This is a genomic window from Paenibacillus sp. FSL M8-0142 (genome assembly GCF_038597315.1).
Lineage (GTDB): Bacteria > Bacillota > Bacilli > Paenibacillales > Paenibacillaceae > Paenibacillus_AQ > Paenibacillus_AQ lactis.
In genome coordinates this window covers 1,390,815-1,403,974 of record NZ_CP152008.1, presented here as the reverse complement: position 1 = coordinate 1,403,974, position 13,160 = coordinate 1,390,815, and the positions used below count along the sequence as shown (strand labels likewise).

Below are 13,160 nucleotides of genomic sequence, written 5' to 3'. Positions count from 1 at the left end.
TCAGGGGTTCTTGCCCCCCGAAATGTAGTATGTGATGAACAGGGTGACCTTATTCTGAAATTCCGCGAGGTGAACTCCCGGCTCAAATCGATGTTTCGGAATGCTCTTTAGATCGCTTCCTCGAGCACCGAGGACGGCAGAAACCGGTACGTCTCGATCGCATTGCCAAACGTTCTCAGCATCTGCTCCGTACATTTGCCGCTGCCCTGCTTAATGACCTGAACCTCGACATCCTTCTTTCCCCACTCCTGGAACACCTGCTTGGTTGTAGCAAAATACAGGTCGATCTTCCGGCCTTTGATCGCCGATCCGATATCAGCAACGATCCCATAGCCGTAGCCCGGAATGTACAGGATGCTTCCAAGCGGAAACACATCAGGATCTGCGGCGATTGTGGACAGCGTGTTTTTATCCCGCTTGACCTTAACGCCGGAATAGGTAATTCCGTATTGCGGGTGGCCCGGTTTCTTGCCCGTCGATTCGTATCCTGCCGTATAGCCTGTTGCCGTCACTTTTACCGTATGAAGCACCTGATCCTCCGGCGGTGCAAGCACCGGCATGGAGGATGCCCGCCTCTTCGCAGGCCCGGTTTTCTTCGGCGCCGTTTCGGGCAAGGTAATATACCGGCTCAAATCGGATAAGCCGGCGGCACGCATGGCATAAAACACGGACAGATCTACGTACTCCGAGCCCCGGACTTCCCCTTTCCTTGAACCTTCGTAAATAGGACTGCTATCGATCCTGCTGTATGATTCGCTTAAAATGGTATTGTAGGCTTTCGCTGAAGATGTCCATGTGCTGAATATCAAAGCTGACAGAACGGAACCGCAAAGAACCCTCTGCCATGTTTTCCATTTGATCATGTGAGTACCTCCCCCTTAATAGCGAGGGTTCCCACATCCCGAATGAAATATACATCATAACAGAGGGATCTGCAGTTTACGATTTATTGGATTGCAGCCTTCAGTCGTGCAAGCTGCAATGCCGATTCAATCAGCGATTAGACAAGGCGCGTGTCGATCTCTTCCCGAAGCTTCGAGATGATTTCGCCGAGCGGCTGGGCGCCGATATCTCCCTCGCCCCGTTTGCGGACGGAAACCGCACCCGCATTTTTCTCATTCTCGCCCACAATGAACATGTAAGGAATTTTCTCAAGCTGTGCTTCCCGGATTTTGTAGCCGAGCTTCTCGTTGCGGAGGTCCGCTTCGACGGAAATGCCTGCCTGCTGCAGCTTCTCGGCCACTTCCTTCGCATAGTCCTCGAATGCGCCCGAAACCGGAATGACCTTCACCTGAACCGGGGACAGCCACAGCGGCAGCGCACCCGCAAAGTTCTCCAGCAGGAAGGCGGTAAAGCGCTCCATCGTGCTGATAATACCGCGATGGATAACGACAGGGCGATGCTTCTGGCCATCATCGCCTACGTATTCGAGCTCGAAGCGTTCCGGAAGCAGGAAGTCCAGCTGGACGGTCGACAGCGTCTCTTCCTTGCCGAGCGCCGTCTTGATCTGCACATCGAGCTTCGGACCGTAGAAGGCCGCTTCGCCTTCAGCCTCGTAGAACGGCATATCCAGGCCCTCCACGACCTCGCGCAGCATGCGCTGGGACATTTCCCACATTTCGTCGTCTTGATAATATTTTTCGGTATCCTGCGGATCCCGGTAGGAGAGGCGGAAGCGGTAGTCTCTAATGCCGAAGTCCTTGTACACCGTCATGATCAGCTGAATGACGCGTGCGAACTCGTCCTTGATCTGGTCCGGGCGGCAGAAGATGTGGGAATCATTCAACGTCATGGCCCGCACGCGATGAAGGCCGGTCAGCGCTCCCGACATTTCGTAACGGTGCATCATCCCAAGCTCCGCTACGCGAATCGGCAAATCCCGATAGCTGTGCATCCCGCTCTTGTAAACCATCATATGGTGCGGACAGTTCATCGGACGAAGCACAAGCTCCTCGTTGTCCATAGCCATCGTCGGGAACATATCCTCCTGATAGTGGTCCCAGTGTCCGGATGTTTTGTACAGCTCTACGTTACCGAGTACCGGCGTGTACACATGCTGATATCCGAGACGCTCCTCCATATCGACGATATAACGCTCCAGCGTCCGGCGAAGCTTGGCTCCGTTCGGCAGCCAAATCGGCAGTCCTTGTCCGACGAGCTGCGAGAAGGTAAACATCTCGAGCTCCTTACCCAGCTTGCGATGATCCCGCTTCTTGGCTTCCTCCAGCAGATGCAGATGCTCATCAAGCTGCGCTTTCTTCACGAAAGCCGTTCCGTATACGCGCTGCAGCATTTTATTCTTGCTGTCACCGCGCCAGTAAGCGCCCGCAACGCTCATCAGCTTGAACACCTTGATCTTGCCGGTAGACGGAACGTGCGGCCCGCGGCAAAGATCGAAAAACTCGCCCTGCTCGTAGATCGTGATCACGCTGTCCTCAGGCAGAGCATTGATCAGCTCAAGCTTGTACGGGTCGCCCAGCTCACCGAAGATACGCAGCGCTTCCGCACGGCTGACTTCCTTGCGAACAATGGGAAGGTTCTCCTGGGTAATGCGCTCCATTTCCTTCTCAATCTTTTGCAGGTCCTCCGGATTCAGCGGCTCCTCAAGATCCATATCATAGTAGAAGCCGTCCTCGATCACAGGCCCCACGCCAAGCTTTACTTCCTTCGCGCCGAACAGGCGCTTCGTTGCCTGGGCCAGCAGGTGGGCGGTGCTGTGGCGGATGACCTCCAGTCCTTCCGCGGAGTCTTGGGTTACGATTTCAATCAACGCCCCGTCCTGAAGCGGTGTCGATAAATCCACCAAAATCCCGTTCTGTTTGCCTGCAACCGCATTTTTCTTCAGCCCGCTGCTGATCGAAGCGGCAACATCCTCAATGCTGCTGCCCGCTTCGTACTCGCGGACGGAGCCGTCAGGTAATTTGATACTGATAGCCACCTTGCATTCCTCCTCCAAAATGATGTTTCTTTCACGTTCATTGACATTCTGCAGGACAGGCTCAATCCCGTGCGTGCCAGCTTTCATCCCCGTATAGCTAGGCTTAGGTGAAGGCTGTTCGCGGGCCTATAAATAACAAAAAACACCCGTCCCGCAAAGGGACGAGTGTTATACCCGTGGTTCCACCCTAATTCGATCGCTCCAGCCGTGCGCACACATTAGACTCGGAGGATCCTTCATCAGCATGAGGTAACGGTCATGACCCGGTGATGCCTACTAAGCCCGAAGGATGTTCGACAGCACAGCTACAAAGGGGTAAATCAATGGCATTCCGGAGGAAATTTCAGCCGATGTTTCCTCTCTCTGAAAGCGGTCTGGTCCGAATTGATTCATGTCTTTGTCAGAGCTTTTTACGTGAATTTATCAGTAATTATAATCCTGTCTCGCGCAAAACGTCAAGTCATCATCCGTCCGCTCCCGAGAAGCGCGCTGCATTCCGGACAGCTGCAGCATACCTCGGCGCGATTATCGAAGATATGGGCAAGGGTCACGATAACCGGAAGTTCCGGCTGCCTTGTATGAATGATCATCCGGGCAGGGGATACGGAAATCAGCGTGCTGACAACCATGTCCTCGATTTCCATCTCCTGATCCAGCCGCTCCATCACAAGCCCCTCCTCCCGAGAGCGCTCAATCGGCCGTAAATTGCCGTCCAGCAAGAGGAAATCCTCGTCTCCCTTATGAATAACATGGACCAGCGGCATTTTAGGCTCTTGAAAATAAACGAAATATTTCAGCAGGCTCACAAATTCCTCATACTGCTGATCCAGCATAAATTCATCTACGGCATACTCTGCCATCTCGCGCAGCTCCTCTTCATATCCTTGAAGCCGGAAGGTCATGAACCCGTCCAGATTCAGCTCCGGGCTCTCGAGCAGGCATTGATAAATGCCATCGGTCAACTTACGCCTGCGGCTCCGCCAGAAGTCGCCCGAAGGACCTTCTTCCTTGGTCAACAGCATAAGAAACCATTGCAGAATCCGATCGGCCTCTTCCTCATCGTCAAACTCGAATTCCGAGAACATTAACCGTGCAGCAATCTCCTGCTCCTTCTCCTCGAGAATATAAGCCGTTACGGCTTCGGAGACTTGGCGCCGAAGGGTTTCGGCAGAGACTGTCCAAGATGACAGCGGGAGCTTGCCGGAGCAAGTCCAAATGACGCGGTCCTCGGAAGCGCTGAACGTGAATTTCAGCTGCTTGCATTGTTTATGTAACTCCTTCTGCTTGTCTGACAATATACGGTGAAACGCTCTTTTCTCGTCTTCGGTCCGTGCACTGACAGAAATGCTGAACAGTTCCATGGAATCACTCCTTTCGAATCCCTTTTCAGTATATGGGGACCCGCTCGGGGATATACGGAACACCTGCTTGGAAAAACAAGCAAGTCCAAGGAATATTTAAGCGCAGGAATGAATAAGGGCCGGGCGCTTACCGGCATGCAAAAAAAGCGGACCGGGGCTGTTCCCCGATCCGCTTCTCAAGCAAGACATCTAAGTATTTGGAATTAGTTCTGCATGACAAAATCGCGCTCTACGCTGCTGTTGTCCTCAAACACGCGGAGGATTTCATAGCGGGTGTTCCGCTGGGCCGGGATATTGCCGGTCTCGCGGATCAGCTTCAGAATCGACTCGATGTTAACCTTGTATACGGCACCGGCAGAAGAAACCACATTCTCCTCCATCATCGTGCTGCCAAAGTCGTTGCAACCGTAGCTAAGCGACAGCTTGCCGATCTCCGGTCCCATCGTTACCCAGGAGGATTGCAGGTTCGGCACATTATCGATGGCGAGGCGGCCGATCGCAACGGTCTTCAAGTAAGCCTCGGGCGTCTCCCGCTCGCGCTTCAGGTTCGTATTGTCAGGCTGGAAGGTAAATGGAATAAAAGCAAGGAAGCCCTTGGAATTCCAGCCGTTCTGAATGCACTCATCCTGCGCATCCCGCACGCGCAGCAAATGCAGCGCCCGCTCCTCCATCGTCTCGCCGAGACCGATGACCATCGTGGCCGTGGTGTTCATGCCGAGCCGGTGAGCCGTCTGCATGACATCCATCCATTGGCGCCAGGAGCCCTTCAAGCGGCTGACCTTCTTCCGGATCCGGTCATCCAGAATCTCGGCGCCGCCGCCGGGAAGCGAATCCAGTCCGGCATCGCGGAGCTCGCGTACGACCTCCTCCAGCGACAAACCCGACACCTCGACCATCTTCATGATCTCCGCAGGCGAGAAGGAGTGCATCGTAATATTCGGGAACCGCTTCTTGATGTTGCGCAGAAGATCCGTGTAATAGCTGAACGGCAGATCCGGATTGGTTCCCCCCTGCATCAGGATCTCGGTTCCGTTAACGTCCTCGGTCTCCTGAATCTTCTGAAAGATCGTCTCGTCCGGCAGTACATATCCTTCCGACGAGCCCGGTCTCCGGTAAAAAGCACAGAAGCGGCAATAAACGTCGCAGACGTTCGTATAGTTGATATTTCGGCCGATGACAAATGTCGTGATCGGGTCTGGATGCAGACGCTTGGTCATCACATTCGCCGCATGCCCTATTTTCTCCACCTCATCGCTTTCAAACAGCGTTACAGTATCCTCAAGATTTAGTCTTTCACCGCGTAAAGCTTTATCCAAAATACGGTTTACCGCACTCATTTCTTGCAGCCTCCCTTATCCGAGAAAATGACAACTCAACAAAAATTTCAAAAACTTCGTCTTTTCATCCTACCACAATCCGGCAACAAAAACGACATCCCGCTGCGGGCGGGATGCCGAATAAAAATATGGAAATATTGTGAACGACCCAGTCGGAGCGCCATGTTCCATGGGATTTTATCGCCGTTCGTCTCGCTCAATAGCGGCTGCCGGCAAGTGCCTGATCCAGATCGGCAATCAAATCATCCACATCCTCGAGTCCGACCGAGAAACGCAGCAGTCCATCTGTAATCCCCCGTTCATGACGAACCTGCTCCCCCATCGCCGCGTGGGACATCATGGCCGGATAGGACAGAATGCTCTCCACTGCTCCCAGGCTGACCGCTACCAGCGGCAGCTTCACTTGGTTCAGCACCTGCTTGGCCCGCTCCCCGGAACCGACGTCAAACGAGATGACGGCCCCATAGCCGCTCGATTGCTTCTCGTGAATCTCCCGACCCGGATGATTCAAGAGACCCGGATAGTAGACGCACTCGATATCGCTTCTTCCTTGCAGCCATGCCGCCAGCTTGGCGGCACTCTCTTCGGAATGAGCCATCCGCGCGCCTAGCGTCTTCATTCCCCGCATGAGCAGCCATGAATCCTGAACGCCAAGCACCGTGCCGAGTCCGTTCTGCAGCTGCTTCAGCCGCCCAGCCAGCTCTTCCGTTCTGGCAACCGCCAGACCTGCGAGAACGTCGCTGTGTCCCCCCAGAAATTTGGTGGCGCTGTGAATGACGATATCAACGCCGAATTCGATCGGCCGCTGATAGTACGGGGTCATAAAGGTGTTATCCAGAAGCGTAAGCAGATCATGCTCCTTCGCCCAATCGGTCACTGCGCCGATATCGGTAATGTTCAGCGTCGGATTGGACGGCGTTTCCATATAGACCGCCTTGGTGTTCGGCTTAAGCGCCGCCTTCACCTTATCGAGATCGGTCATGTCCACGAAGGTGCTCTCAATGCCCATCCGGTTCAGGATGCTGGTTAATAGACGGTAGGTTCCTCCATACACATCCTCCGTGACGATCATATGATCGCCTGCCGAGAGCAGCATGAATGAACTGGAGATCGCTGCCATGCCGGAAGCGTAAGCGAATCCGCGAACACCGCCTTCGAGCAGCGCGATATAATCCTCGAGCGCTTGGCGGGTCGGATTGCCGGATCGGCTGTAATCATGAAGCGGAGGCTGGTAGATATCCTCGTGGTGAAAGGTCGATGCCTGATAGATCGGCACGCTTGACGCTCCGGTGGCCCGGTCGATCTCCCCGCCGAAATGAAGCAGCTTCGTCTCGAAGCGGAGCGATTCCGCTTCCCGTCCTTTCGGGCCGGAATGCTTTCGACCCTTCGCGTCTATGCGTACGCCTTTATCGATGCTCATCCCAGAACGCCTCCTTCCACCTCGGCCACAGCTGCGTTCAAGGCCTCATCCAGATCCGCGATCAGATCGTCCGCATGCTCGATGCCGACCGAGAAACGCAGCAGTCTCTCATCCACCCCGACGGCCTCGCGGATCTCCACCGGAATGTCTGCGTGCGTCTGCACCGCCGGATAAGTCATGAGCGATTCAACGCCCCCGAGGCTCTCCGCGAAGGCAATCAGCTTGATATGGCGCAGAACAGGCTCTACATAGCGGGCATCTTTCACTTTAAAGGAGAAGATGCCTGTATTTCCGCTGGACTGCCGGTGCTGAATCTCATAACCCGGGTGATCAGGCAGCGCAGGGTAGAACACCTCTGCGATTGCCGGATGAGTCGTGAGAAAGTTTGCGACTGCAGTCGCATTGCTTTCGTGCCGGTCCATGCGGAGCGCCAGCGTCTTCATGCCCCGCATCAGCTGATAAGAATCGGAAGGGCTTAGCACCGCTCCGATGGAATTGTGCAAAAAGGCGATTTCTTCGGACAGTTCCTTGCCTTTCGTTACGATTAGCCCTGCAAGCACATCGTTATGTCCGCCCAAATACTTGGTGGCGCTATGAATGACGATGTCCGCCCCTAGCTCGATCGGCCGCTGGAAATACGGTGTCAGCAGCGTGTTGTCTACAATCGTGATCAGTCCATGATGTCTGGCCCATGTACAGACCGCTTCAATATCCGTGATCATCATCAGCGGATTGGTCGGGGTCTCGATAAATACCGCCTTTGTATTCGGCTTTCGGGACTGCTCCAGCGCGTCCAGGTCATTCGTGTCGACATACGATGCGCTCACGCCGAACTTGGACATGATTCTGTCCAGCAGCCGATAGGTTCCGCCATACAGATCCAGAGATACGATCAGATGATCCCCTTGGCTGAACATGGCAAATATCGTCTGCAAGGCCGCCATGCCCGAGCTGCAGGCAAAGCCGGCATCGCCGGATTCCAACCCGGCAATCGAATCCTCCAGCACTTGCCGGGTTGGATTCTTCGTGCGGATATAATCAAAGCCCGTGCTTTGCCCAAGCTTCGGATGACGGTATGCGGTCGCCTGATAGATCGGGAACGTGACGGCTCCCGTCACCGGCTCATGCACCGATCCGATCTGCGCCAGCCGGCTCTCGATATTCAGCGGTTTTCTCTCCATTACAACTTCCTCCTTGGCGGCTTCTATATTTGTGGACCGATATCATATGGGGTTTCTTGATATACATAGTAATTGAGCCAATTCGTAAACAATAAGTTAGCATGGGCCCGCCAGATCGAAGGAGGGTTGCTGGTCGGATCGTCATTCGGATAATAATTGCGCGGCAGCGCAATATCCAATCCCTTCGCAACATCCCGGTCATATTCCCATTTCAAGGAGTCCGGATCATATTCCGAGTGGCCGGTGGCGAATATTTGTTTGCCGTCCCTGCTTGCTACCAGGTAGATGCCTGCCTCCTCGGACTCCGACAGAATGACCAGGTCATCGATGCCCGCAATGTCTTCGCGCCGGACCTCGGTGTGGCGGGAATGCGGAACGAAGAACATGTCGTCAAAGCCGCGGAGCAGCTTCGTACAGGGCTCGCTGACCGTATGGGAAAACACGCCGAAGCACTTCTCTTCCAAGCTGTATTTCGGCACGCCGTAATGGTAGTACAAGCCGGCCTGGGATGCCCAGCAAATATGCATGGTCGAGGTCACATGCGTCTTGCTCCACTCAAAAATTTCCGTGAGCTCCTGCCAGTAGTTGACCTCCTCGAATTCGAGCTGCTCCACCGGAGCGCCGGTGATAATCATGCCGTCAAACCGGCGATTCTTCACTTGCTCGAACGTTTTGTAGAACGACTTTAAATGCTCAGCCGATGTGTTCTTGGATACATGGGAGCTTGGGTGCAGCAATACAACATCGACTTGAAGCGGCGAGTTACCGATCAGCCTCAGCAGCTGGGTCTCCGTCGTTTCCTTCGTCGGCATGAGGTTCAGAATCGCAATCCGCAGCGGGCGGATATCCTGGTGAAAGGCATGACTCTCATCCATAACAAAAATGTTCTCTCCAGCCAGCACTTCTTTGGCCGGCAGGGCATCAGGGATTTTAATTGGCACCTTAAGCTCACTCCTTCAAAATATGTAGTGGTACATCCGCTGCAGCTTGAGTCAGAGCGCTTTGACTGTATAAACGCAAGAAGACCTTTCTCGGTCGAGAAAGGTCGTCGTATACATTACTACAATGCTCCTCTCTCATCTGCCAGGCTATACGGTCAATCATGAATCGTATATCCTGCAAGAATTAGCACCGTGCGATATTGCCGCCGGTTGCCGGGTTTCATAGGGCTAGTCCCTCCACCTGCTCTTGATAAGATTTCGCTGTATTTAGTTGTATGGTTATATTGATACTTACTTTATATCATCCGAATATTTTCGTCAAGCATCTTTTCAAGCGAGCCGTCACATTACACCCCTTTCTCAATACCCTGTATTAACGCCTTCTGTTTGACCCGATTACAGCTTGAAAGCTCCCAAACCCGGCGTTATACTAGACAAGTGCTATTTAGCCCCATGATGAAAGAGGTGAAACATGAAAATGGACGGTGACCCGAGCCAGAACGTGGAAGCGAAGGATGCACAACCGCATAGGACCAGGATCAGCTTACCGGCAGAGGGCAGCGTTATTTTTCATGCGCTTTTGTCATAGTTCTCTTAGGAGAAAATCAACAAAGCCCGTACACCGGCTAAGCTGATATCCTGTGCCTTTAATGTACGAATGAAGAAGGAGTGATATCAGATGAAAATCCGGTTGGTTGATGCGGGTGTATTTACCCCTGTTGACGATATCCAGATGACGCTGACAGCACCGGCCAGCGGCTTTTACTGGCTGGATGCGGATGTCGATGATTTAGCCGAGCTGCAGCCGCTTTTCTCCCTGCATGATCTTGCGGTGGAGGACTGCCTGAGCGAAGAGGAGCAGCGTCCGAAGATCGAAATATATGAAAACCACTATTTTATCGTTGTAAACAGCATCCGTTTTGATGACGAGGAGATTTTCCTCCGGGCCCTCAATATTTTCCTGGGCAGACATTTCATCATCACGGTCACGAAACAGAAAATTCACGAGCTGCGGACCGTCAAGCCCCTTCTATGGGAAGACGAGGTCAGCACGCCCGACCGTTTCCTCTACCTGCTGATCGACTTGGTCACGGACAACTACTTTTCGGTCGGCGACCGGATCGAAGCCCGGATCGAGAAGCTGGAGGAAGACATTCTTATTCATACCAAGAAGACGCATCTCAGCGAAATTATCGGCCTGCGAAGCGAGATTCTATGGCTGAAGAAGGTGCTGGGGCCGCAGAAGGAAGTTATCAATACGCTCAACAAAAAGGATCTTCGGCTGATCGACGATCAGCTGCAGAAATATTTCAGCGATATTTATGAGAATGCCGTGAAAATTTCGGAAACATTCGAAACCTACCGCGATTTGATGGGCAACCTGCGGGAAGCGTATCAGTCGAGTATTGCGAATCGTGCTAACGAAATCATGCGCGTATTTACCGCTATTACGACCATCTTCATCCCGCTTACGCTGATTACAGGCATCTATGGGATGAACTTCGACAATATGCCGGAACTGCATTGGGAATATTCGTATTACGTTGTGATCGGGGTCATGGTATTCGCCGGCCTGCTGATGTTTTATTTGTTCCGAAAAAAGGACTGGATTTAATTTCACCGCATATACAGCAGCTTGTTGTTAAAGAGGAGGCGTCCCATGAGATCATTAGATCTTGCGGGGCTCCTCTTTTTCTATGTGAAATGATGCTTCCCTCGCAGCAAGCGTTCATTAAAAAACGGTCCCACAAGTAGAAGGTTCTACTCATGGGACAGCGCTACCCTGCAGTCTATTCTTGCTTCAGCCCGCACTCGCTTGGCTGGATTCCTCTCGGCGGAAGCGGATCCGGATCAGGCGCAGCCGCTCATACAGCTTCTCCGTTCCGCCAACCTCCTCTCCCCCCTTTTCTTGGCCGTATACCCGCTGAAGAACCGGCTTAAGAAACGTATCGCCAAGCTCCTCAAAAGCCTTCCATACCGCTGCTTGCTCAGCATCCGGCACGGTGCACAGCTCGGCTTGCACCAGCTGTTCGGTGTCATAGCCTTCCTTCTCAAGCCCCTCCAGCTGCTCGATCAGATCGCGGCGGGACAGCGACGTTCGCTCTTCCAGCTGCTCCAGCGTCGCTCCCTCGGCAATGCCAAGCAGCATCGAGCGGCGGATCCGGTACCGCTCCAGCTCCTGCTTGTACTTCTCCTCCTTCTGCTTATACAACCAGGAGACGAACACATCCTCCGGGAGCTGGTGATAAACCCAGTCCAGCGGAAAGGTTGTCTTGCGCTCGATCTTCGCCGTGATCTCAAGCCACTCCGCCCCATGCTCGGAAGCTTTGGCAGGCCCGATTCCGGGAAGCTGCAGCAGCTCCTCCTCGCTCTGGGGAACGAACGCGCTGATGAGCCGCAGCACCCGGTTGCTGGCGATAAAGTACGGAGCCTTCCGCCCGGAAGCCGCCTTCCGGCGCCTCCAGGCGCACAGCTCGGTATACAGCTCCTCCGAGCCGTGCAGCTCGCTGTAGCATTGAAGCTTCTGCATATGGAGGTTCCTGCCGCCGATCTCTCCGGTCTCGTTAAATATCCCTTCGATGATCGGACGATACCCCTCCGCCAGCTTTCTGGCCAAATGGTGACGGTATACACAGAGCAGCTCATTCCACGAGCCTCCTTCATACCAATCGTCATCTGCGGCCTCGCCCTCCGGCTCGATGTCCCGCCAGCCAAGGCTCCAGACGCCCTCCTCCTCTCCGATCCACACCTGAGCGAAACTCGAATGCCCCTGCTCGTCCGTCCTGCTCATCTGATTCATGAACACAATTTGCATGTCCTGTCTACCTCCCGTTATCACATTCTTCAGTACAACCTAAGACAACGCAAAAAAGCACCCCTACTCCGCCGCAGCGTCGTTAAGGGTGCTTCCCGTTTCACTATGTTATACTGTTGGCTATATAGTACCATAATTTGTAACGGGAGCCAACAGATTTTATAAAGATCTATCCGTTTACCGTCACGAAGTCTTCGGGCTTTCTGTTACTTCTCGGCAAGAGCCAGCTTGGCAAGCGCGATGGCGCCGCACAGCCCCGCATTATCGCCCAGCTGCGGCGGCACGATAAACTGATCGATGTTCTCGCGCAGGCTAGGATGATGAACGTAGCCGGCCAGCAGCTCTTGAAGCTTGGTACGGATCATCGGAAACAGATGCTCCTGCTTCATGACGCCGCCGCCCATAACGATCCGCTGTGGAGAGAGAATCAGCACATAATTCATCAGTGCTTGAGCCAGATAGTACGCTTCCATCTCCCAAGCCGGATGGTCCGGTGTCAGTTCCGCCCCCGGAACCCCCCAGCGTTTGCCGAGCGAAGGTCCTGCAGCAAGTCCCTCCAGGCAGTCTGCATGGTACGGGCATGTGCCTTCATAACGATCCTCCGGATGGCGGCGGACATAGATGTGACCCATTTCCGGATGGGACAAGCCGTGGATCAGCTCGCCGGATACAACAGCGCCTGCTCCCACACCCGTGCCGATCGTAATGTACAGGCAGCTGTCCAAGCCTTGAGCAGCTCCCCAAGTATATTCACCAAGCGCGGCCCCGTTAACGTCCGTGTCAAAGCCGATCGGAACCCCGAACCGCTCCTCCAGTGCTTTTACGATGTTATAGTTGCTCCAATGCGGCTTAGGCGTCGTCGTAATGCAGCCATATGTAGGACTGCCCTTCACCGGATCGATCGGACCGAACGAACCTACGCCGATCGCTTCAATATCCTTATCCGCAAAAAAGCTGAAGACGTTCGCCATCGTCTCCTCAGGGGTTGTTGTCGGGAAGCTTACCCGTTCCACGACCGTACCGTCCGCAGTTCCAACTCCGCAAACGAACTTCGTTCCTCCTGCCTCAATAGCTCCAAGTAAACTCATGCTACTCATCCTCTCCACGTGTGCTCTCTTTCTCTTGGGTTGTTAAACAAGCTCTATTCGTCAGCATATGGAAACATTC

The 13,160-nt window shown here is 53.8% G+C and carries 10 protein-coding genes and 1 riboswitch; of the genes, 1 reads left to right on the top strand and 9 read right to left on the bottom strand.

Going from position 1 to position 13,160, the window contains the following annotated elements:
• Nucleotides 1–107 precede the first annotated feature (107 nt).
• The 7 genes from NSQ46_RS06590 to metA all read right to left on the bottom strand — a co-directional run bounded on the left by NSQ46_RS06590 (nt 108) and on the right by metA (nt 9,178).
• Nucleotides 108–863, bottom strand: a complete 756-nt coding sequence (locus tag NSQ46_RS06590) for a 3D domain-containing protein (RefSeq protein WP_007127285.1) — start codon at nt 861–863, stop codon at nt 108–110.
• A gap of 137 nt (nt 864–1,000) precedes the next feature.
• Nucleotides 1,001–2,938: a threonine--tRNA ligase gene (thrS, locus tag NSQ46_RS06585; protein ID WP_007127284.1), complete on the bottom strand. Its 1,938-nt coding sequence runs from the start codon at nt 2,936–2,938 to the stop codon at nt 1,001–1,003.
• A 455-nt stretch (nt 2,939–3,393) separates the two neighbouring features.
• Nucleotides 3,394–4,299 (bottom strand): putative sporulation protein YtxC, encoded by a 906-nt coding sequence (locus NSQ46_RS06580; RefSeq protein ID WP_342576500.1) that lies wholly within the window; start codon nt 4,297–4,299, stop codon nt 3,394–3,396.
• A gap of 203 nt (nt 4,300–4,502) precedes the next feature.
• Nucleotides 4,503–5,636, bottom strand: a complete 1,134-nt coding sequence (mqnC, locus tag NSQ46_RS06575) for a cyclic dehypoxanthinyl futalosine synthase (RefSeq protein ID WP_007127282.1) — start codon at nt 5,634–5,636, stop codon at nt 4,503–4,505.
• A 196-nt stretch (nt 5,637–5,832) separates the two neighbouring features.
• Nucleotides 5,833–7,056, bottom strand: a complete 1,224-nt coding sequence (locus NSQ46_RS06570; protein ID WP_342576499.1) for an aminotransferase class V-fold PLP-dependent enzyme — start codon at nt 7,054–7,056, stop codon at nt 5,833–5,835.
• Nucleotides 7,053–8,237, bottom strand: coding sequence for a PLP-dependent transferase (locus tag NSQ46_RS06565; protein ID WP_210094418.1), 1,185 nt, complete (start codon nt 8,235–8,237; stop codon nt 7,053–7,055). The genes NSQ46_RS06570 and NSQ46_RS06565 overlap by 4 nt, the downstream gene beginning before the upstream one ends.
• 23 nt (nt 8,238–8,260) lie before the next feature.
• Nucleotides 8,261–9,178, bottom strand: coding sequence for a homoserine O-succinyltransferase (gene metA, locus NSQ46_RS06560; protein WP_210094419.1), 918 nt, complete (start codon nt 9,176–9,178; stop codon nt 8,261–8,263).
• 132 nt (nt 9,179–9,310) lie between these two features.
• A riboswitch (SAM riboswitch) is annotated at nt 9,311–9,435 on the bottom strand.
• A gap of 422 nt (nt 9,436–9,857) precedes the next feature.
• Between metA and corA the strand changes: the two genes are divergently transcribed.
• Nucleotides 9,858–10,793: a magnesium/cobalt transporter CorA gene (corA, locus tag NSQ46_RS06555; RefSeq protein WP_007127277.1), complete on the top strand. Its 936-nt coding sequence runs from the start codon at nt 9,858–9,860 to the stop codon at nt 10,791–10,793.
• A 186-nt stretch (nt 10,794–10,979) separates the two neighbouring features.
• Here corA and NSQ46_RS06550 read toward each other — a convergent pair whose 3' ends face one another.
• The gene (locus tag NSQ46_RS06550; protein ID WP_210094420.1) at nt 10,980–11,993 is read right to left on the bottom strand and encodes an HRDC domain-containing protein; all 1,014 of its coding nucleotides are present in this window, start codon (nt 11,991–11,993) and stop codon (nt 10,980–10,982) included.
• Between the two features lie 206 nt (nt 11,994–12,199).
• Nucleotides 12,200–13,081: an ROK family protein gene (locus NSQ46_RS06545; RefSeq protein WP_007127275.1), complete on the bottom strand. Its 882-nt coding sequence runs from the start codon at nt 13,079–13,081 to the stop codon at nt 12,200–12,202.
• Nucleotides 13,082–13,160: the final 79 nt, after the last annotated feature.

What these genes read in the sequence shown, in the direction of transcription:
- NSQ46_RS06590 (WP_007127285.1), bottom strand. Translation starts at nt 863, where the DNA reads ATGATCAAATGGAAAACATGGCAGAGGGTTCTTTGCGGTTCCGTTCTG.
- NSQ46_RS06580 (WP_342576500.1), bottom strand. Translation starts at nt 4,299, where the DNA reads ATGGAACTGTTCAGCATTTCTGTCAGTGCACGGACCGAAGACGAGAAA.
- mqnC (WP_007127282.1), bottom strand. Translation starts at nt 5,636, where the DNA reads ATGAGTGCGGTAAACCGTATTTTGGATAAAGCTTTACGCGGTGAAAGA.
- NSQ46_RS06570 (WP_342576499.1), bottom strand. Translation starts at nt 7,056, where the DNA reads ATGAGCATCGATAAAGGCGTACGCATAGACGCGAAGGGTCGAAAGCAT.
- NSQ46_RS06565 (WP_210094418.1), bottom strand. Translation starts at nt 8,237, where the DNA reads ATGGAGAGAAAACCGCTGAATATCGAGAGCCGGCTGGCGCAGATCGGA.
- corA (WP_007127277.1), top strand. Translation starts at nt 9,858, where the DNA reads ATGAAAATCCGGTTGGTTGATGCGGGTGTATTTACCCCTGTTGACGAT.
- NSQ46_RS06550 (WP_210094420.1), bottom strand. Translation starts at nt 11,993, where the DNA reads ATGCAAATTGTGTTCATGAATCAGATGAGCAGGACGGACGAGCAGGGG.
- NSQ46_RS06545 (WP_007127275.1), bottom strand. Translation starts at nt 13,081, where the DNA reads ATGAGTTTACTTGGAGCTATTGAGGCAGGAGGAACGAAGTTCGTTTGC.